Genomic DNA, 20,077 nt, shown 5'->3' on the forward strand with positions numbered 1-20,077 from the left:
TAAATAGTTCAATGAGTCTGGTTTGTTTGTACCAACTTAATCTGCTCTTTCTCATATGACTATCCTAGATTATTTTACTTATCTAGGACAGCCCCATAAAAAATATTAGGTTTAAAACCTTAGAGTATTGATTGCTCCAGCGGCAGCTGTTTTCAAGCAAAGTTTAGCGGTACACTATCAGAGTTATGGTTCACCGTGTCTGAAACGGTATCAAAACTGACTATAGTTTTAACATGAGTCTTGATATAAAGACAGCTAATCAACCATAGGAGCCATTCGCTAGCGAAAACATTACACCTTCTACTCACTTTTCATAAGCCCATCATTATGAACCATAAAAAAACCATCAGCCTTTCTCCGATTATAAAAACATTATTACCCAAACAGCTCTATAAAAAGCGGTTTTTATTACAAGACAAAGGGCTCAATAATCATATCAATATCGCCAAAGATGCACGCATCATTGGCAATTCGACCATCACCATTCGTAAAGGTGATGACAATCAAATCACTATCGGTAAGGGCGGCAAATTTAATCAGTTAAAAATTGACATCAACGGCAATCACAATCAAGTCACGATTGGAGAGGACGTTAAATTCTCGGGGCAATTATTGGTTGTCGGTAATCATCTACATATTTATATCGGCAATCATACTACCGCTATTGATTGCTATATTTTGGCGCGCGATAAAAGTGTGAACATTGGTCAATCATGCATGATATCACGTGGTATCGAAATTCGAGCGACTGACGTTCACAAGGTCTATGATATAGACACTAACGCGCGAGTGAATAAGGCACATACAAACGTCATTTTAGGAGACCATATTTGGATTGCCGCCAATGTAACCATTTCTAAAAACGTCTCTATCGCCAGTGGTTGTATCATTGCAGCAGGGGCATTTGTCAATAAACCAGTTGAGACGCCCAACTGCATGATTGCTGGTGCACCAGCCAAAATCATTCGCCAAAATGTACGCTGGGAGCGTTAAAGAGTTAAGTTACAGGGCAACGTTTTACTAAAGCAAGCACTGGCTATTTGACATCAATGCAATGGCACCACTCGCATTACTTCTTCTATGGTCGTCAGCCCTTCACTAATACGCTTTGCGCCCGATAATCGCAGCGGCTGTACACCTTCGCGGTACGCTTGCTGCTTAAGCACATCTAAATTGGCATCGGCGGCGACCAGTTTTTTTAGCTCATTTGACAACGGCATGATCTCGTACAGACCAACGCGACCTTGATAGCCCGTATGGCGACAATGCTCGCAGCCTTGCGCTGTATAAATTTGCGCTGGAGCGGGCGCACGCCAAGGCTGAACCAATTCCTGCCACTGCACAGCAATTTCACTGTCTGGGATCACGTCTAGGGCTTTTTTGCAATGCGGACATAACGTGCGTAGCAAACGCTGCGCCATGACGCCTAATATCGTCGCTGAGGTCAAAAACGGCTGAATGCCCAAATCATGCAAGCGAGTAAGTGAGCTTGGTGCATCATTGGTATGCAACGTCGAGAGTACCAAATGTCCAGTGAGTGATGCTTGTACTGCCATATTGGCGGTTTCGGCATCGCGAATCTCACCGACCATAATGATATCTGGGTCTTGGCGCATCAAAGAGCGAATACCATCGGCAAAGTGCAAGTCAACCCCTGGATTGACCTGCATCTGATTGAAAGCTGGTTCAATCATCTCGATAGGATCTTCAATCGTACAGACATTAACTTGCTCGGTGGCGAGCTGCTTGAGCGTGCTATATAACGTCGTGGTTTTACCAGAACCCGTTGGCCCTGTGACCAAAATAATACCGTTGGGATGCGCTGTCAACTCATGCCAAGTATCGAGCTGCTTACCTGACAAACCAAGCTGAGCAAACGAGCGCACCAGCACTTCAGGATCAAATACCCGCATCACCAGCTTTTCGCCAAAGGCTGTCGGCATCGTCGATAAGCGCAGCTCAGTTTCCAGACCCTTTGGCGTACGGGTTTTCAACCTGCCATCTTGTGGTTTGCGTTTTTCTGCCACATTCAGTCGTCCTAATATTTTAATCCGCGCCGTCACCGCGACAATGATTGCCAAAGGCATCTCATAGACGGTATGCAACACGCCATCAATACGAAAACGGACTTTACCCGTCTCACGGCGAGGCTCTAAATGGATATCACTGGCTCGCTGCTCAAAAGCATATTGCAACAACCAATCGACAACTCTGACAATATGTTGATCGTTGGCATCAGGGTTGGTATTGTCGCCCAGTTGCAGTAATGCCTCGACATTGGTGACATCAGCCGCTGCCCGCTTATGGACACTATTTGCTCCTGCAATCGCTTGGGTGACTTGGTAAAACTCTTGACGGTAGCGATTGATTTGCTCAGGATTGATATAAACCGTACGATAGCTTTTAGACTTGATTAATTTTTCGATACTTGTCTGCCACTCAGTACAAAACGGCTGGTCTGTACCGATGACGACTTCATCATTCGTCACTTCAATGGGCAAAATATGCTGTGAGCGGGCATATTCAAAGGACATCAGTTGAGTGACGGCTGGGACATCGACTTTTAACGGGTCAATACGGACAAGTGCCATGCCTGCTTTGGCCGCCAACCATTGATTTAACCATACCAAAGTCAATTTATGCTCAACATTTTTATCCAGTGCATGACCGTTTGGCAGACCAAATTCACTGATGGTCAGGAGTGGATGCTGCGCTTTATCACGCCGGCTCGTCATCACTAAATTGTAGCCACGCTGATCAATCACCTTATCTGCCAATAGTTCATCTAAGCACCAACGTAAATCAATCACGATTGAATATTTCTGAGCAGACATATTTTTCTTCTTTTATTATTGATGCGTTATTTATTGAGGAGTGATTTATGGATCATTCATGCGGCAGTAATGGCGTCACTGGACATTACAAGCTCACTTTCACAACAGCCATTATCTGCAATTGCCCTGATTCTATCAACTGGAAGCTCACATCGACAGACTTATAACGCATGACAAACGGCGTATTGATCTCCGCGCGACGATAAGCTGGACGCGGGTCTTGCGCAATTAACGCTTTAATAGTCTCGATATCAGCAATGAGCAACTGCTCTTGCATTTGTTGAATAAGCGTCGCTACACTCTTATTTTTTGCATGAATAGCTTTCTTATTATTTTTATTCTCAGTCTCAGTCCCATTGTCATTGTCATTGTCATTTTTATCGCATCGTCCAGCATCAACCAACGTCATAAATTGCTCGTAAGCAGACTCCGTGATAATTATCTCTAATAAATCTGGCGCAGTTGGCGCAAACCCGCTTTTTGCATTGCTGAGCGCATCGCTATAAGCGACATAGGGCTTAATATCGATAATCGGCGTACCATCTATCATATCTGCACCGCTAATAATAAGTAACACGCGCCCTTCTACAACCTCGATACTTTCAAGCTTGACGACAGATAACCCAAGCGCTGAAGGTCGATACATACTGCGACTGGCAAACACCCCTATTTTTTGATTGCCACCGAGCCTTGGTGGGCGGACTTGCGCACGAAAGCCAGTGCCGCTTTTGCCAATGTGAGTGTCTTTATTGGTATAGTTATGATGAAACTGCCAACTGATCCAGATATGGCTGAACGCGTCTAAACCGGCAAATGCTGCTGGCGAGTCATAAGGCGCTATCATCTCAATGATACTGGTGAGCGCAACCAAATTCGGCTGGCGTGGCGCACCAAATTTCTGTGACAACGGGGCACGATGGTAGCCAATCATTGGCGCATGGTGGTAACCCGCCAAAGAGATATTATCATCGGACATCATGTTTCTCCAAAAAACCGTTCAATAGTAAGCATCTGCTTTTATGAGAGCGTTTAGCGCATATTATCCAGTGATACAAAATTACTCACTAACGATATTCCATTTTATCATGCCGCATCGTCGCTGCCAGACGGATTTTTATTTTAAATTTTGGTATTATGAGCCATAAATTCGATGAGAGCCTTTATTTTTCAACCCTTATAAGCCATCTACAGCAACAGCCATTGCCGTGGTTTTACAGGAGACAGATTAAATCATATCTATCCTTAGACTTTATCAGTCCCTCTCCTGATTTTAAATGCTTAATAAGGTGTTAGAATATCGCCCCATGACGTTGGTTAAAACATCGGCTATGCTACTTACTTTGCGTGACAGAGGTTTTAAACGATTGGCTGTTCCAATAGTGATTGAAAATTTACTACTCTTCTACACCCTCTTTCATTGAAAATTTTAATTTAACACTCATTTAAACTTAATAAAACCGATAGCAACTTATTAACGAGGACTTTATGTCAAAACTTCGCACCGAAACGGTCACAGAGGTTCATCACTGGAATGACGCTTTATTTAGCATCAAGACAACTCGCGACGATGGCCTGCGCTTTCGTAATGGCGAATTTGCGATGATCGGAATCGTTGTCGATGGCAGACCGCTATTGCGCGCTTATTCGATTGCTAGCCCGAACTACGAAGATCACTTGGAATTCTTTTCTATCAAGGTTCAAGATGGCCCATTAACCTCGCGCTTGCAGCATATCAAAGTCGGTGACGAGCTGTTGGTCAGCAAAAAACCAACGGGCACTTTGGTACTAGATGATTTACTGCCTGGCAAAAACCTTTATATGCTCTCTACAGGCACTGGACTGGCGCCATTTTTATCGTTGGCACGTGATCCTGAAGTCTATGAACGCTTTGAAAAAATCATCTTGGTACATGGTGTGCGCCATATCGATGATTTGGCGTATCGTGATATGTTTGAAAACGAATTACCTAACGACGAGATCTTTGGTGAATGGTACCGTGAAAAATTCATCTACTACCCAACAGTGACTCGTGAGGATTTCAAAAATCAAGGTCGCGTGACTGACTTAATGACCTCAGGAAAACTCTTTGAAGACATTGGCTTACCACCGATGAATAAAGAAGACGACCGTGTCATGATCTGCGGTAGCATGCCATTTAATGCTGAAGTTTCAGCGATTTTGGACGATTTTGGTTTGACCGTTTCACCACGTATGGGTGTCCAAGCAGATTACGCCGTTGAACGTGCTTTTGTAGGCTAAACCATTTTTTTTGATTTAATTGAAAATTATATCAAATAATTCTTGACGGATAAAAATAGGCTGCTATAATATGCAGCCTATACAGAGTTAACCCTGTAGCCCAATTCGATAATCTCTATCTAATAGACCTTATCTTCTAACATGCCAGTGTGATGGAATTGGTAGACATGACGGATTCAAAATCCGTTGCCTAATAAGCGTGTCGGTTCGAGTCCGACCACTGGTACCAATATTAATAACAAATCAGCCTCCTCATTAGGAGGTTTTTTTGTGCCGGTAATATTATTGCTATACTTACTTCTCTATTTCAGATTGCAGCACCGCAATTATCTTAATGGGCACGGCAAACTCCCACGGCATGCCAGCATTGCAATAAAAATGTCCGTCACGAAATGACACGATATAAGCCGTAAAATCATTACCACAATGATCCATCATTGCTTGCTCATCACTATCATCACAAACCGCACACCATACTTTTTTATCGCCGCGTGCTAGCATCGCCCTTGTTAAATTGCTCCCTTTTAGTTCATTATTCATCATCAGCTCCTTAGTCATTCTAAACTCTCTAACATCAAGCTCTTAAAGAGTTAATTTTACCAAAACTCCATTTTCGATCTTGGCATGAGCGATAAGCAATGTCTTTTTTAAATGGTCATAGAGGCGCACAAGGCATTACTTATTGTTTTACAGTCATCCATTAGCGCGGATACTATATTGTAAAACACCAGAATCAAAACTGTAACATCTAAATATGAGATTTATGACAAACGGTGAGGTGGATACGACAGATGGTGCAAGAGTACAAATGAGTTTGATTTACAGTAGACCTAGATCATTCAAGAGCAAAAATATGTTTGCTAAATACGATTTTTTTGAATTAACATCACTGTTTATCATTAACTAACTCTATGATATATAAGATTTATGACATATAAAATTATTCATATATCATTGCTAGCATCCTGCTAACCTAGCAAAGCTGTCTATCGATAAATCCAAATTTTGATACTCAATCAAAGCGCTTGAATCAGGTAAAATAGTGAGTATGACAACTTCTATAAATGCTAGCCCTCGTAAAATCATTCATATAGACATGGATGCTTTTTATGCCAGTGTGGAGCAGCGTGACTTTCCTGAACTGCGCGGTAAGCCATTGGTGGTTGGTGGCGATCCAAGTGGTCGCGGTGTGGTCGCGGCAGCCAGCTATGAGGTACGTAAATTTGGTGTACGCTCTGCCATGTCTTGTTATGAGGCGCGTAAACGTTGCCCAGAAGTCATTTTTGTAAGGCCACGTTTTGAGGTTTATCGCGCAGTTAGTAGCGATATTCGTCAGATTATGTACCGCTTAACGCCACACGTTGAACCATTGTCTTTAGATGAGGCGTATCTCGATGTTACAGGGCTCCAAGTCCATAAAGGCTCAGCGACCTTGATGGCGAACTGGCTAAGGGCACAAATACTAGCGCATACTGGATTAACGGCCTCAGCAGGTGTGTCGTTTAACAAGATGCTGGCTAAAATTGCTTCTGATATCAATAAGCCCAATGGTACGGCCATTATCACGCCGGCGGACGCTGATGTTTTTATCAGTACGCTACCTATCGAGCGCTTTCATGGTATTGGTAAAGCCACTGCCAAGCGCTTACATGCAATGGGTATAAGTACTGGCGCGGATCTCAAGCGAATGCAAGCGGCTGTATTGGTGCAAGAGTTCGGCAAGCGTGGGCAGTTTTATCACGATATTGCCCATGGGCGTGATGAGCGTGCTGTCAAATCTGAGCGCGCGCATAAATCTGTGGGTTCTGAGACCACATTCAAAGACAATCTAAGTAATAACCATGAATTACGTATACAAATTTACGAACAAAATGCTGATGCCTTTCATCAACTGCAACAAAAACAGCTGGTCGCCTATACCATTACTCTAAAAGTTAAATACGCAGACTTCACTCAAATCACCCGCTCACACACGCTATCGACTGCCTTTAACAGTGCTGATTCTGCCCATTATTGGTTGGACAAACTGTTTTTAGACATTCCTCGTGAGCTACCTATCCGCTTAGTCGGTGTTACTTTCTCTTCATTAGCACCTGCCGCCCAATTGTTGCCGCAGTTAAATTTGTTTGAATAACATACTGACGCTCATCGCTTTTATTAATTATTTATTCTAACAATTAATGCTTAGGCTATTTAATATACAAACCCTTTTGTGCGCATAAGTCCTTACTAAACTGCCCTTTCATGACATGGTTTCTGCTACAATTACGCCAAAATTTACATTCATTTAAAGATTAATTATGAACGATTTTCACACTATAGACTCTACTACTGCCGCCTCAATTGATGCCGAAAAAAACAACAATGATTTGAATTATTTGAGCGTTGATGATTATGATTATGAGCTGCCAGACAGCCTGATTGCACGCTATCCTCTCTCACAGCGTTCTGCCTCAAAACTTTTGTATTTGCCCGCCAATAATCAAAAAGACTCTACGCTTGTAGAAGATCGCTTATTCACTGAGTTACCTGAGTTATTAAATGAAGGTGATTTGATTGTATTTAATGATACAAAAGTGATGAAAGCACGCCTCTTCGGACAAAAGGATACTGGCGGTAAGCTTGAAGTATTGATTGAACGTTTGGTTGATATCTCAGATTTAGAGACAGCGACTTTATATGTAGAGGCTGAAAAATCTGTAGAAGCTGCAAATGACAAACCCGTGAATCAAGAACATATTGCACTTTGCCATGTTAAAGCCAGTAAAGCGCTCAAACTTGGACAACACTTGCAGCTTGCTGACGGTCATATGAAGGCGGTGATGATTGGTCGTCAAGACAACTTATTTATTTTAGCGTTTGATGCGCCGATCTTGCCGCATTTAGAGCTTTATGGCGAACTGCCTATTCCCCCCTACTTTGAACGCCATGCGGATGAGACAGACAATACTCGTTATCAAACGGTTTTTCATGATCCAACCAAGCTTGCGAGCGTGGCTGCACCGACTGCAAGCTTACACTTTGATGAATCGGTACTGAGCAAACTTGCGGCAAAAGGTATTCGTACTGCTTTTGTGACTTTGCACGTTGGCGCTGGTACATTTGCGCCAGTAAAAACGGACAACTTGCTCAATCACACCATGCATAGTGAGTATGCACATTTACCACAAGCAACCGCTGAGCTCATCAATCAAACCCATGCGAATGGTAAACAAGTCATCGCTATTGGCACCACGGTCACACGCGTGCTCGAAACGGCTTATCAAAAAACAGCCGTTAATGGGCAGCCTCTCTCCAGCTGGTCAGGTAATACCGATATATTCATTTACCCAGGGTTTAAGTTTGGTGTGATAGATCGACTGTTGACCAATTTCCATTTACCCAAATCAACGTTGTTAATGCTGGTGTCGGCATTTTCGGGTAAAGATGCCATTGAGCATGCTTATCAACATGCGATTAAAGAACACTATCGCTTCTTTAGTTATGGCGATGCAATGCTGCTGGATAGAAAGCCGTATTAAACAATACTCAAACATTTTTTGTATTGTCCACAACAGTTGTGAAATAAACTGGTAAACTAAATGGTATTTTGTTATAACAGCACAGATAACTTATATCTTAAAGGTCTGCACATGTCTTGTCATTTATCTCATCGGTTGACTACGGTACATCGCGCGGTCTCGATGGCACTACTTTGTTCCGTAGGCTATGCGGCTCTCGTATCGAGTGCACAAGCTGCAACGATTGGTAAGACTGTAGTCACCTCTGCCCAACATGAGCCGCTAGCTGCGAGCATTGTGGTCAGTGATATTCGAGCCGCTGACTTTTCAGCAAGTTTGGCAAACTCTACTATTTATCAGCAAATGGGCTTGGCCCAAACTGATTCGATGACCGTACGTTTCAAGCCTACCTCAGCGACCAGCGGTCAAGTATTTATTACTACCTCAAAACCTGTATCTACACCTTTTGCTGATGTGGTTTTAAACATAAATGATAAGGGTCAACGCAACGTCATTCCCAAGACATTGTTGATGCCGCTCAATAGCCGTTTGCCCATTGACGCGCCTAAAGACATCGTTACTGGCGCAAAAAAACCGAATCTACCCAGCGTGTCCTCTAATACGGCTAAACCGTTGACTGTTAGAGAAGGTGCACCGCCGCCATTAACATTATCGCCCATACTAGCGACTACTCACTCGTCAACGAGCGAGTTGGTGGCGTCTAAATTGCCAGCACCTAATATCCAAGCACCTACAACGACTCCTACCTCGCAAGGCAACAATCTTGCTTATGCGCCTAGCCGGCTAGATAACGGTCGTTTAAACAACGTTAACAACACTCTTAACGCTAACGACAATAATCGTAATCCAACCAGTCGATTAGACAATGGTCGCTTGAGTGCAAATGGCAACGTTACCACAATGGGTAACAGCAATATCGACCTCAATTCTGCTAAGAATGTAGCGAATGATACAGCCCTAGTCAATAACAACACCATGCCAATAGACAATAGTCTATCAGCTACAGCTGTCACTGATAAACAGCTCGATATTCTGAATATCCAAGTCACTCGCCAGATACAGCCGAGTAGCAAATCAGAAGCTGGCATGATGGCCGCTTCTCCTATTATGCCACCGCCGAGTGACAACAAAGCGAGTACACCAAAAGCCAGTCTTGATACCAGCAATACAGCTATCGCCACTGTCCCATCTAGTGTCACCAACAACGCCTCTATCAGTACGGCAGCCAGCACTACTACTGCGTCCCAATATCAAGTACAGCGCAACGACAGTCTATGGATTATTGCACAGCAAATTGCGCAAGAAAATAACTTAGACATTCAAACAGTAATGAAGCAGATTCAGAAGCAAAACCCTGACGCCTTTATTAATAAAGACGCGGGTCAACTCAAAGCGGATGCCAAGCTTAGCTTGCCCAGTTACGATGTTGTACCATCACAACAAAAACTAGAAGCGGCGATTGAGGCGCAAAGACAATATAGCCGCAGAGCAAACACACCTGTGGTAAAAAAGGCCGCAAAAGCACCCTCTAAAAAACCGTCTGAAACAAATCAAGTCGCTAAACAGCGCAAAAAACCCATGATTACTAAAACACAAACGCTGCCAAAAGCACAATTTTCAGTGCTCGCACCTGGTCGTAATGGCAACGCAGATGGCACCCAAGCAACATCAGCAGCGGCAACAGGTAATGGTCTCAGCACAGATATATTAGCCACGCTCAAGGCCTCAAGACAAAGTACGGCAGCTCAAGCTCAGCAGCTGTCAAAAACCAGCAGTGCACTTGATAGCTATACAAGAAAAATTCAATTACAAAACCAAAAACTGGCTGAGCTCCAAGCTCGTCTCAAAAAACTACGCAATCAATAATTGCCTAACTGATCAACGCAGTGTGCTGTGATCATAGGCGTGGGAGTAACTATGGACAATATGCTATATATCATCGCCGGATTGGTACTTATTCTAATAGTAGCCGGTTTACTATTGTACAAAAAGAAAGCGCAAAAGCCCTCAGCGCAGCTGGGAATGAGTACCGCCACGCCAGCTCCGATGCCAAAAACGGATCACAACACTCCTGCCCAAAGCCACAAAGATGATGACAATAAGTTTGATCATATTACGATTGCCCAGCGCTTCATGGATCAACAGCGTTATGACAAAGCCATTGAAACCCTCAGTCGCGGCCTAAGCGAAAAACCGAATGATGGTCAATTATCTGTTAAATTACTCAGCATCTACGCGACTATTAATCAGCCAGAGAACTTTAACAAAGTTTATGATGCCATCAAGACGCAAAGCGACTCAAAAAGTCTTGCGCTAGCTGATGAGTTAAAAGCTTTATTTTCGGAAGAGCAGAATCAAGTCGCAGCAAAAGAGGCACCCGTAGAAGATAATAGCCATTTTGAAAGCATAGATTTTGACTTACCGATTAATCAAATCGATAGTAAGAACGCGCTATCTGATCAGCCAGCAACCTCTGAAGATAACCATGGTACGCTGATAGATGACAGCCTGTCTAACTCGGCAGTAACAAACACATCTTATGAGTCCAGTCTTACTAGCGACAATGTAGAAGATAACTTTGATCTTACGCTGAGTGATTTAGAGAGTAATATTAGCGCATCTGAGGCGACTGATACGGCGCCAGTCACTTCATCATTAGAGATGACAGATGATGAAAGCCTAAACACTGCCAATATCGACAGAACTGATAATGATGTCGCGGTGTCCGCAGAAGATAATGATCTCAATGATCTTAGTGATTTTGACTTCAGCTTTGATTCATCTGAAGAAACTGATGCGCAGGCAACGGATTCTGTCATTCCAGAACGCCCTGATAGTATTAACGATGAAATGACGCTAGAAGATGACGCGTTCATTTTAGACTTTGATGATCTAGCAACTGATGTCGATAAAGATATTGACGAAACTGCTGAAGCATTGTCTATCAACACTGTCCAGAATGACGAAGAAAATGATTTCACTTTGTCTTTAGACAGTCTCGATGCGCCAAACAACATAGAAACATTAATAGAAAGCGAAGCGCCTGTACTTGAAGAAAATAGTGATATTGATAACTTCATTATTGAAGAAGATCGTTTTGAAACTGAGAGCTTTGACACTGAGAGCTTTGAAAATATTAATCTCGAAGCACAATCGCTTGATAATAATGATTCAGAATATGCTCTTGCTGAAGAATCTAGTGTCACACCGACAGCCCCGTTGCTGTTCGATGATAACTCTTTATTAGACAATGAATTCGATACTCACTCTTCAACAGCACTCAGCCCAGTTGCTCCAATTGAGGACGAGTCTACCCTTACCGCCGAAGATGCCGCTGAAACAGCAGAAGACTTCTCCTCCCGCTTTGCGGCCGACTTTGACTTTGTAAAATCATTAGATAGCACTCAAGTTACGCTAGATTTGGCAGGCCAATATTTACAATTGGGTGAATACGACAGTGCCAAACGCTTATTAAATGAGGTATTAATTCAGGGCACTAGTGAGCAACAGAACCAAGCAAAAGTCTTACTAGATCGTACTGCGTAAAAGCCCCATCGTTCTTTTGTCAGCAAGTATTCTATAACACTAAGAATACTTGCTGATTTTTTTTGCATTTAACCTTTATACTATTTATTATTACTGAGCGCTATTAGCATCCAACCTTAATTTCTCTTTTTTATCACATACTTCTTTATTACGGCTCATACTATGCCATTTTCTGCTATGACAAATACATTATCCAATCCTGTCAAACTCATTTATGCTGGCGGTACTTTTGGTAGCTATGGACGACCCTTAGCACCGTTATCAGCAGAAGTATTCTTACCGACTTTACAAAAGCTATTGACTGACCAAGATAACGCTAACCACTTGCCTCAAATCTCATGGCTGGATAACACCTTAATTAAAGACAGTAGCCAACTTACCCCTAACGACTTTGTACATTTTTATCAGCTTTTGCTAGCAGCCTATGCACAAGGCGACAGGCGTTTTGTGCTTATCACTGGTACAGATACTTTGAGTTATTTGGGTGCGTTTTTAGCAGAAGCGTTTGCTGGTAGTGATATTTGTATAGTCGTCACTGGTAGTATGCGCCCATTGTTAGACAGCGAGGTGATACATTCCTATGATATCGATGACCATAGCGACGCATGGGATAACCTCAGCGATTCATTAAAACTGGCTGCTGCTGGTGAGTCAGGTGTGAAGATTGCTTTTGGCGGTGAGTCTTGGCCTGCGCAAACGGTACAAAAAATTCATAGCCATGATTTGATGGCATTTACGGGTCACTCCAGAGCCGCCTATCCTGCCAATAGTTATATCAAAAACTTACCGGATACCCGCCGCCAGCATTGGCTTGATGATCAGCAAGCAATGATTGACCATATCGAATCTCGAGCTGAGCAAGCACGCATTCATGCTTTATATTGTTTGCCAAACGACACTGAGGTAATGACTAGCCAGCTACAGGCATTATTATCACAGCCGCCATGTGGCATTATCCTATTAGGATTTGGCGCAGGTAATGTTCCTTATTCGCAAGCGCTAGCAGAGGCACTAGAGCTTGCTTATAAAAATGGCCACATGGTGATATGCGCTAGCCAATCTCCATTTGGCGGTGTCAGTGACAGCTATGCGGCTGGTAGTTGGCAATATGAGTATCATGTGATTGCTGGCGGACGCTTAACGATTCCTGCTATCTATGCACGATTATTATGGCTATTGCTGCGTTATGACAATCCCGCTCGGCGCAGACAACGTTGGTTGAACAATGTCAATCAGGCGGGCACCACTATCAAAAAACGTTAGACTATCGTTAAATATGTTTACTTTATAAGAACCAATACCAATCATGTCCGAGATTAACATGTCCGAGATTAACAGCAGCAACGCTGAAACGCCCACAACCTATACATTAGCCATTGCAATTGAGTTCTTGGGCACGCGCTATCATGGCTGGCAGCGACAACGAGAAGTATTAGGCGTACAAGAAGCATTAGAAACCGCTATCGGTAAAGTCGCAAATGAGGCGGTAGAAGTCGTCGCGGCTGGTCGTACCGATGCAAGCGTCCATGCCAGTAATATGATTGCCCACTTTACGACACGTGCCTATCGTCCTACTCATAACTGGCTGCGCGGAGTAAACAGTCTATTGCCTGATGATATCGCCCTGCGCTGGATTCAACCAATGCCTGACGACTTTCATGCGCGTTTTGGTGCCATTGCCCGTCGCTATCGCTACATCACGCTGAATCAAGCACAGCGCCCTGCTATTTTGAATCACCAAGTCACTCACATCTATGAACCGCTCGATTTAGCAGCGATGCAACTGGCGGCGGCTGAGATCGTCGGTACTCACGATTTTAGTAGCTACCGCGCCGCTGCTTGCCAGTCTAATCAACCGGTACGCTCAGTCAGTCACGCAAGACTCTTTGCCCATGGTCAGTTTATCGTTTTTGATATTCAAGCAGATGGATTTTTGCATCATATGGTTCGTAACTTAATGGGCACCTTGTATGCCATCGGTCGCCACGAGTTGCAGCCGGAAGCCTTTTTAGATATTTTAGCCAAAAAAGATCGTACTATCGCACCGCCTACTGCCTCTGGTGATGGTCTATATTTTATCAATGCTTACTATCCTGAGCATTTTCAACAACGACTGCCAAATGCTCCTTTAACCCCCATTTGGCTAAATTTACCTGACTAAATAAATAGGAGTTGGCATACATAACGATTACAGGCTGTCAAGTAAAAACCTAGTGCTGTATTGCTTTAATCCGCTAACTTACGTATAATATGGGCTTATTTTTAATTGATTGATACCAACTATGGCAAAAGACGATATTATTGAATTTGAAGGCGAAGTCATTGACACCCTTCCGAATACCCTGTTTAGAGTTCGTTTAGAAAACGGACACGAAATCATTGCTCACATCTCAGGTAAGATGCGTAAGCATTATATCCGTATCTTGACAGGTGATAAAGTTAAGGTCGAAATGACACCTTATGACCTATCAAAAGGTCGTATTACTTATCGTGGCAAAAACTAATTTCTTACACACTAAAATGGTTATAAAAGCATTTATATAAATACAGCTGGTTTCTAAATAGCTTCTTTTCGCTGATAGCTGATATAGACGCTTGGGTGGTTTAACTGATAATAATAATGAAAATGCTAACCTGCTCATTATTGCCTATCAATATTTTAGTTATTCAGTCTTAGTTATTTGTTTTTATCATAAAAAATACCGCTAAATTTCAGCGGTATTTTTTTGTCTAAATTTTATGAGTTGACTTACTTTCAAATTTCTAAATCATGATTAATAAGTAGCATGATTTAGAAATAGTGAGGTACTATTTAAACTCGACAGTCGCACCGTTTTGAATCACCCCTAGCAAAGCAAGTGCATCCCAATTTGTCAGGCGTATACAACCCGCTGAGGCTTGACGGCTGATACGGTCAGGATCTGGTGAGCCATGAATACCATAAGAAGGCTTACTAAGCCCGATCCATACCGAGCCCACTGGATTATTAGGGCCAGGTGGAAGAATAGACTTACTACCGTCTTTAGCAGTATAAGTATAATTAGGCTCATGTACCTTCACCTCTACCGTATGCGTCCCTGTTGGTGACGGTGTTGCCGTACTACCTACTGTGGTCGGATAGCTGGCAACTAAGTTGTCTTTATCATCATAGGCATATAGCGTTTCAGTGGCTTTATCAGCAACGACTCGACTGACAGGCTTGGTATTTGGATTGCCAGGATTATAAACTGTGATGGTTTCACCCGCCGTAAAGCTAGCCTTAGGGTTTAACGCTTTGAGATAGCTTTCACTAATATGGAATTTTTCTGCTAACCCTTCCGTGATGCTCTCATAATACAATCCCTCAAGTTTGGATTTGGCTTCAGCACCAGCTGGTATTTCTGTCATTTTAATATTAACATCCGCATCAGTTATCTGATAGCTGACTAGCACTGGCTGCACCGCGAGTTTTTCATTCTTTGTCAGCGCTTGCCATGTTTCGTTGTTTAGCGTGTCAGTGACTGCCAAACCATTTGCTTGTTGAAACGCTTGCATGGCCTTGCGGGTATTTTTGCCCCAATAACCATCAACAGGACCCACACCATTGTGGTGCCAATTCAATAAGGCTTGCAATTTAGTACCGATGATACGGTCGATATTCATCCCCTCTTTCCAAGTGGCATCATTCACCTTTTGCGCAGCAACTGATAAATTGTCTGTCGTGTACTTGATGGTAGGTAAAAATTTGTTCGAAGCATTTGCGGTTTTGCTATCACGTTCTAGCTTTTGGCTAACGCCATTGGTCACAGGGCTGCCTTTTTCAGCAGCATTCGCCTTATTAGCATTATTTTTGCTAATACTGGCTTCATCGTTATTGGTCGGTGCTTGTTTGTCAAAGTTATTGGTCGTTGCTTGATTGTTAGCATTTACACTATCCAGTGGTGCTGCAACGCTTTGCCCCATAAAAACTGCCGTAGAAAAACCAATCATCGCTACTGCTGTGCTGATTTTTTTTAATTGATACACCTCATGCTCCTAATTTTTATAAAAATAATAAGTTTTATTTTGTTATGTTGTCATCAAGGCTTGTTATTTTGAGTTGTAACGCCTTCATAACCAACTTTACTCAAACACCTTTTCATCAGCTCTCTTCTAACGTGAAAGTCTGCGATTCTAGTGGTTTGTAAGCTGTTATAGTGTCATATTACCTTGTGAGCATATAACAGCTTTATGTTAATAAAGCCCTTGTCCTGCGGTGTCTGTGTTAAAACAAGTACTTTTTTACAACTATCTGGTTTAGTGTGTTACCGCTAGAAAGTGATTAAAATGAACATAAAAAAACCCATAATTTGCTGAGCAAACTATGGGTTTAGAACGACGATTAAAGATAAAGATGAGAGTTTATCCCTATCGAAATAAAACAGGGGAAAATTCAATCTATATCACTATAGTGGGACTAGAGTAATTTAGCCAACACTGCTTGACCCATCTCTTGGCACCCCACTTGCTTCAATCCAGCTTCACTACTGTCCAAGATATCAAGCGTACGCAAACCATCATCAAGGACATCACTCACTGCTTGCTCAATCGCTTGTGCCGCTGCTTCTTGCTTAAAAGTATAACGCAGCATCATCGCAACCGATAAAATAGTCGCCAATGGGTTGGCTTTGTCCTGCCCAGCAATATCAGGCGCTGAACCATGACACGGCTCATACATCCCTTTGCCTGCTTCATCAAGACTGGCTGATGGCAGCATACCGATAGATCCAGTGAGCATAGCAGCTTCATCAGACAAGATATCACCGAACATATTGCCTGTCACCATAACATCAAACTGCTTAGGATTCTTGATCAATTGCATACAAGCATTGTCAGCATACATGTGCGATAACGCCACGTCGCTATAATCTGCTTGTTGCGTTTGGGTCATCGTTTGCTTCCACAGTTCGGTGACTTCTAATACGTTTGCTTTGTCCACTGAGCAAACTTTCGCTGCCGTGCCTGCTGCTTGCGCACGGGTTTTTGCCAATTCAAAAGCAACTTTGCCGATACGCTGAATCTCGCTTGTGCTATAGACCATGGTATTGTAGCCCTGCTGTTCACCATTCTCTAGTGTGCGGATTCCACGTGGCTCACCAAAATAGATACCACCCGTTAACTCACGAACGATAAGCAAATCCAAGCCTGAAATAATCTCAGGTTTAATACTAGACGCATTGACCAACTGCGGGTAAAGCTTTGCCACACGTAGATTAGCGAACAAACCAAGCTCACCACGTATTTTAAGTAAACCACGTTCAGGGCGCTTGCTGCGTTCAATACCATCCCATTTAGGGCCACCGACCGCTCCTAACAATACCGCATCTGCTGCACGGGCACGGTCTAGCGTTTCATCTGGCAAAGGCTCACCCGTTGCATCAATGGCCACACCACCAATCAATCCAGATTCAAGTGTCAAATCTAACGCAAATTTCTTATTGACCGCATTCAGTACGTCAATGGCTTGAGTCATGATTTCGGGACCGATACCATCGCCCGCTAATGTTAAAATCGTTGCCATACTAATCCTTGTGGGTAGGTAGTTTTTTATTTATGTTAGGGCATGTCCTCATTTTAAAAATGGTGATAAAAATTGCCGTCAAACAAGGAAAGTAGCGCAAATAATATCGAGATATTGATAAGCTATTTAACGATGTTTAGCAAAATTTAGCCATTTTTAACTCATTTAAAGGATGGTCAATTGAATTGAGGACACGCCCTAATACTACAAATTTACGATATTTTCCTAAAAACGATTCTTAGTGCCTTCAATAGCACAAAAAACCGTGGTCTATTTGCTCTTTTTGAAACTCAAATAGGCTTTAAGCTTTGGCTTTTACTTTCGATGATGCAGGCAATGCTTTCACGATACGAGTTTCTACAAACTCTCCTTGATGCTCAGCAGACAGCTCTTTACAAAAGCGGCGCTGTACAGTGTTGCCTTGATACAGATCAACACATAGCGGCTGTGGTGAAGCGGTGTCTAATAAACTACCAGAATTATCGTTAGATTTTTTCTGATAAGCCCGTAATTGATAAGTATCAGCGTCAATAAAATCGTGAATTAAAGTAAAACGCTCAACATAGCCCAGATTATTTTCTGGATAGAAATTCACCTGTACTTCGCGTTTTGCAGGTTTTACTCGCGCATAATAATTGGTTAGATCTGGCATGCCTGATGCAGACAAAGGTACAATTTTAATCTCATTTTTATGAGCGAGTGGTGTCATATCTATGTTTGCGTGCATTGATATTTGTGCATGCTTATTGCTGGTATGACTTTTGCCTTTTGCACTCATATCTTGCATCGCGACCAGCATGGCAGGATTGATAGGCTCATGCGTATCAGCCCCTATCACTCGTGTCTTATCTATCCGTGCAATTTCACAATGATAAGTTCCTATACAGGCAATATTGACTTCACCCGCAATCGGTTGAATCTTACCTGCCCATGCTTTAGCATTTTCTGCCTCATCTATTTTCTGATACCCAGTCAATAGCTGACAGCCTGACAACAATAAGCTTGCGGCAACAACCGTACTTGTCCATAAAGCATAACGTTTTTTATTCATAATGGCGGCTACTATTTATGAGAGAAATAATAAAATATCGTAAAAAAACTACCCTTCATTTTAGCCAGTTCACCGCCATAACTCAACGTTACATTATTACTGTTCAGCAGTTTTATGAGTAATGGCTTGCAGATTCATTATTTATGCTCGTACATCGTTAAATATCCATGGTGTTTTTTGCATCATCTTATGCTCATAATCTTTAATGGCATCGCTTTGCTGCAAGGTTAAACCAATATCATCAAGCCCATTTAACAAGCAATGTTTGCGAAAAGCATCTACGTCAAATGCATATTCTTCACCTGTTGAGGTGACGACGACTTGGCGTTCAAGATCTGCAGTTAGCTCATAGCCTTCATTAGCAAGCGTGTCTTTCATTAATGTATCTACAATTGCCTCATCCAAGACAATTGGTAGCATGCCGTTTTTAAAGCAGTTGTTATAAAAAATATCTGCAAAGCTTGGCGCGATCACCGTACGAAAACCATATTCAGACAACGCCCAAGGCGCATGCTCACGACTAGAACCACAACCAAAGTTGCGGCGTGCCAGCAAAATAGTCGCGCCTTGATAACGCGGCTTATTTAGCACAAATTCTGGATTGATAACGCGTGTGCTATTGTCTTGACCCGGATAGCCTTCGTCAAGATAACGCCAATCATCAAACAAATTGACGCCAAATCCTGTGCGTTTAATAGACTTTAAAAACTGCTTGGCAATAATTTGATCGGTATCGACGTTTGCGCGATCAAGTGGGCAAACGATACCCGTTTGGGTGTTATAAGCTTGCATGTTTTTTCCTTAAAATATCGATTACTAACGTAAATTTTTTTGACGGTCTAATGAATCTTAAAAGAGCGTGCCATTTGTTTAACAATACTTGTCATTTTAGTTTTTTCACTTTCAGGATAGTTCAGATGTAATACTGCTTCCTGACCATCCTTAACTTTAATAACATGATAAAAAACTTGACCGTCTTTTCTATAGCCGCTTGCTGTATAGGTTTTATCTTTTAACAGCTCGTAAGTAACTGTCATGCCTGTTTTATATCGATGCTGCTTCTCTTTTAGATAATCGCTATCGGTATAAAAGAAAACAGTTGGTGTATTACTCCCAAAGACCAAAATAGGGGCATTAGAGTTGGGTAACTTAAAATGACGACCATCACCATTATCTGCCTCAGGCAACCATGCCAATTGATTTGGCACATCGACACAATAGGCAAATCTTCCATTACAGTAATCACGAGCCATCGCTAGCTGAGAGCTACCCAGTAAGCAAAATAAAACAAACAGCATTTTCATTTTTATGCTCTATAGAAATGAAA

Annotated in this window: 17 protein-coding genes and 1 tRNA gene; 10 read left to right on the forward strand and 8 right to left on the reverse strand. The window is 42.5% G+C overall.

Features of this window, described 5'->3' with window-relative positions; genetic code table 11:
- Positions 1–327: 327 nt before the first annotated feature.
- Positions 328–993: an acyltransferase gene (locus ACI2JM_RS02010; RefSeq protein WP_404641727.1), complete on the forward strand. Its 666-nt coding sequence runs from the start codon at positions 328–330 to the stop codon at positions 991–993.
- 53 nt (positions 994–1,046) lie between these two features.
- Here the strand turns inward: ACI2JM_RS02010 and ACI2JM_RS02015 are convergent, their stop codons facing one another.
- Both ACI2JM_RS02015 and tsaA read right to left on the reverse strand, forming a co-directional pair.
- The gene (locus tag ACI2JM_RS02015) at positions 1,047–2,834 is read right to left on the reverse strand and encodes a GspE/PulE family protein (protein ID WP_087815020.1); all 1,788 of its coding nucleotides are present in this window, start codon (positions 2,832–2,834) and stop codon (positions 1,047–1,049) included.
- An 85-nt stretch (positions 2,835–2,919) separates the two neighbouring features.
- Positions 2,920–3,810: a tRNA (N6-threonylcarbamoyladenosine(37)-N6)-methyltransferase TrmO gene (tsaA, locus tag ACI2JM_RS02020; protein WP_404641729.1), complete on the reverse strand. Its 891-nt coding sequence runs from the start codon at positions 3,808–3,810 to the stop codon at positions 2,920–2,922.
- Between the two features lie 509 nt (positions 3,811–4,319).
- On the opposite strand from tsaA, the gene ACI2JM_RS02025 reads away from it, so the two are divergent.
- A complete protein-coding gene (locus ACI2JM_RS02025; RefSeq protein ID WP_055124273.1) occupies positions 4,320–5,093 on the forward strand; it encodes a ferredoxin--NADP reductase in 774 nt (257 codons plus the stop codon).
- Positions 5,094–5,236: 143 nt separating this feature from the next.
- Positions 5,237–5,322 (forward strand) — tRNA-Leu (locus ACI2JM_RS02030).
- Positions 5,323–5,387: 65 nt separating this feature from the next.
- Here ACI2JM_RS02030 and ACI2JM_RS02035 read toward each other — a convergent pair.
- Positions 5,388–5,633, reverse strand: coding sequence for a hypothetical protein (locus ACI2JM_RS02035; protein ID WP_193836968.1), 246 nt, complete (start codon positions 5,631–5,633; stop codon positions 5,388–5,390).
- Between the two features lie 508 nt (positions 5,634–6,141).
- Here ACI2JM_RS02035 and dinB point away from each other — a divergent pair.
- From dinB to infA, 7 genes are all read left to right on the forward strand, one after another.
- Positions 6,142–7,227, forward strand: coding sequence for a DNA polymerase IV (gene dinB, locus ACI2JM_RS02040; RefSeq protein ID WP_193836969.1), 1,086 nt, complete (start codon positions 6,142–6,144; stop codon positions 7,225–7,227).
- A 166-nt stretch (positions 7,228–7,393) separates the two neighbouring features.
- Positions 7,394–8,614, forward strand: a complete 1,221-nt coding sequence (gene queA, locus ACI2JM_RS02045; RefSeq protein WP_404641732.1) for a tRNA preQ1(34) S-adenosylmethionine ribosyltransferase-isomerase QueA — start codon at positions 7,394–7,396, stop codon at positions 8,612–8,614.
- Between the two features lie 111 nt (positions 8,615–8,725).
- The gene (locus ACI2JM_RS02050) at positions 8,726–10,480 is read left to right on the forward strand and encodes a FimV family protein (RefSeq protein ID WP_404641734.1); all 1,755 of its coding nucleotides are present in this window, start codon (positions 8,726–8,728) and stop codon (positions 10,478–10,480) included.
- 51 nt (positions 10,481–10,531) lie between these two features.
- Complete coding sequence (locus tag ACI2JM_RS02055) at positions 10,532–12,160, forward strand: FimV/HubP family polar landmark protein (protein ID WP_201501496.1); 1,629 nt, start codon at positions 10,532–10,534, stop codon at positions 12,158–12,160.
- 177 nt (positions 12,161–12,337) lie between these two features.
- Positions 12,338–13,423 carry an asparaginase gene (locus ACI2JM_RS02060; protein WP_404642201.1) on the forward strand — a complete coding sequence of 362 codons (1,086 nt, stop codon included), beginning with the start codon at positions 12,338–12,340 and terminating at the stop codon, positions 13,421–13,423.
- 58 nt (positions 13,424–13,481) lie between these two features.
- Positions 13,482–14,321: a tRNA pseudouridine(38-40) synthase TruA gene (gene truA / locus ACI2JM_RS02065; protein WP_198329719.1), complete on the forward strand. Its 840-nt coding sequence runs from the start codon at positions 13,482–13,484 to the stop codon at positions 14,319–14,321.
- Positions 14,322–14,442: 121 nt separating this feature from the next.
- Positions 14,443–14,664 (forward strand): translation initiation factor IF-1, encoded by a 222-nt coding sequence (gene infA / locus ACI2JM_RS02070; protein WP_045446828.1) that lies wholly within the window; start codon positions 14,443–14,445, stop codon positions 14,662–14,664.
- 304 nt (positions 14,665–14,968) lie between these two features.
- On the opposite strand, the gene ACI2JM_RS02075 is transcribed toward infA, so the two are convergent.
- The 5 genes from ACI2JM_RS02075 to ACI2JM_RS02095 form a co-directional block, all read right to left on the reverse strand.
- On the reverse strand, positions 14,969–16,165 hold the full coding sequence (locus ACI2JM_RS02075; protein ID WP_404641737.1) for a L,D-transpeptidase family protein: 1,197 nt from the start codon (positions 16,163–16,165) through the stop codon (positions 14,969–14,971).
- A 430-nt stretch (positions 16,166–16,595) separates the two neighbouring features.
- Positions 16,596–17,699, reverse strand: coding sequence for a 3-isopropylmalate dehydrogenase (gene leuB / locus ACI2JM_RS02080; protein WP_404641739.1), 1,104 nt, complete (start codon positions 17,697–17,699; stop codon positions 16,596–16,598).
- Positions 17,700–18,000: 301 nt separating this feature from the next.
- On the reverse strand, positions 18,001–18,750 hold the full coding sequence (locus ACI2JM_RS02085) for a hypothetical protein (protein ID WP_404641741.1): 750 nt from the start codon (positions 18,748–18,750) through the stop codon (positions 18,001–18,003).
- A gap of 141 nt (positions 18,751–18,891) precedes the next feature.
- A complete protein-coding gene (gene leuD / locus ACI2JM_RS02090) occupies positions 18,892–19,542 on the reverse strand; it encodes a 3-isopropylmalate dehydratase small subunit (RefSeq protein ID WP_055124341.1) in 651 nt (216 codons plus the stop codon).
- Between the two features lie 47 nt (positions 19,543–19,589).
- Positions 19,590–20,054: a hypothetical protein gene (locus tag ACI2JM_RS02095; RefSeq protein WP_404641743.1), complete on the reverse strand. Its 465-nt coding sequence runs from the start codon at positions 20,052–20,054 to the stop codon at positions 19,590–19,592.
- Between the last annotated feature and the right edge of the window lie 23 nt (positions 20,055–20,077).

The organism is Psychrobacter sp. NPDC064578 (assembly GCF_044901245.1).
GTDB classification, from domain to species: Bacteria; Pseudomonadota; Gammaproteobacteria; order Pseudomonadales; family Moraxellaceae; genus Psychrobacter; species Psychrobacter cibarius_C.

Bases quoted from the DNA above. Each gene is read 5' to 3' on its own strand.
- ACI2JM_RS02010 (WP_404641727.1), top strand. From the start codon at position 328: ATGAACCATAAAAAAACCATCAGCCTTTCTCCGATTATAAAAACATTA.
- ACI2JM_RS02015 (WP_087815020.1), bottom strand. From the start codon at position 2,834: ATGTCTGCTCAGAAATATTCAATCGTGATTGATTTACGTTGGTGCTTA.
- tsaA (WP_404641729.1), bottom strand. From the start codon at position 3,810: ATGTCCGATGATAATATCTCTTTGGCGGGTTACCACCATGCGCCAATG.
- ACI2JM_RS02025 (WP_055124273.1), top strand. From the start codon at position 4,320: ATGTCAAAACTTCGCACCGAAACGGTCACAGAGGTTCATCACTGGAAT.
- ACI2JM_RS02035 (WP_193836968.1), bottom strand. From the start codon at position 5,633: ATGAATAATGAACTAAAAGGGAGCAATTTAACAAGGGCGATGCTAGCA.
- dinB (WP_193836969.1), top strand. From the start codon at position 6,142: ATGACAACTTCTATAAATGCTAGCCCTCGTAAAATCATTCATATAGAC.
- queA (WP_404641732.1), top strand. From the start codon at position 7,394: ATGAACGATTTTCACACTATAGACTCTACTACTGCCGCCTCAATTGAT.
- ACI2JM_RS02050 (WP_404641734.1), top strand. From the start codon at position 8,726: ATGTCTTGTCATTTATCTCATCGGTTGACTACGGTACATCGCGCGGTC.
- ACI2JM_RS02055 (WP_201501496.1), top strand. From the start codon at position 10,532: ATGGACAATATGCTATATATCATCGCCGGATTGGTACTTATTCTAATA.
- ACI2JM_RS02060 (WP_404642201.1), top strand. From the start codon at position 12,338: ATGACAAATACATTATCCAATCCTGTCAAACTCATTTATGCTGGCGGT.
- truA (WP_198329719.1), top strand. From the start codon at position 13,482: ATGTCCGAGATTAACAGCAGCAACGCTGAAACGCCCACAACCTATACA.
- infA (WP_045446828.1), top strand. From the start codon at position 14,443: ATGGCAAAAGACGATATTATTGAATTTGAAGGCGAAGTCATTGACACC.
- leuB (WP_404641739.1), bottom strand. From the start codon at position 17,699: ATGGCAACGATTTTAACATTAGCGGGCGATGGTATCGGTCCCGAAATC.
- ACI2JM_RS02085 (WP_404641741.1), bottom strand. From the start codon at position 18,750: ATGAATAAAAAACGTTATGCTTTATGGACAAGTACGGTTGTTGCCGCA.
- leuD (WP_055124341.1), bottom strand. From the start codon at position 19,542: ATGCAAGCTTATAACACCCAAACGGGTATCGTTTGCCCACTTGATCGC.
- ACI2JM_RS02095 (WP_404641743.1), bottom strand. From the start codon at position 20,054: ATGAAAATGCTGTTTGTTTTATTTTGCTTACTGGGTAGCTCTCAGCTA.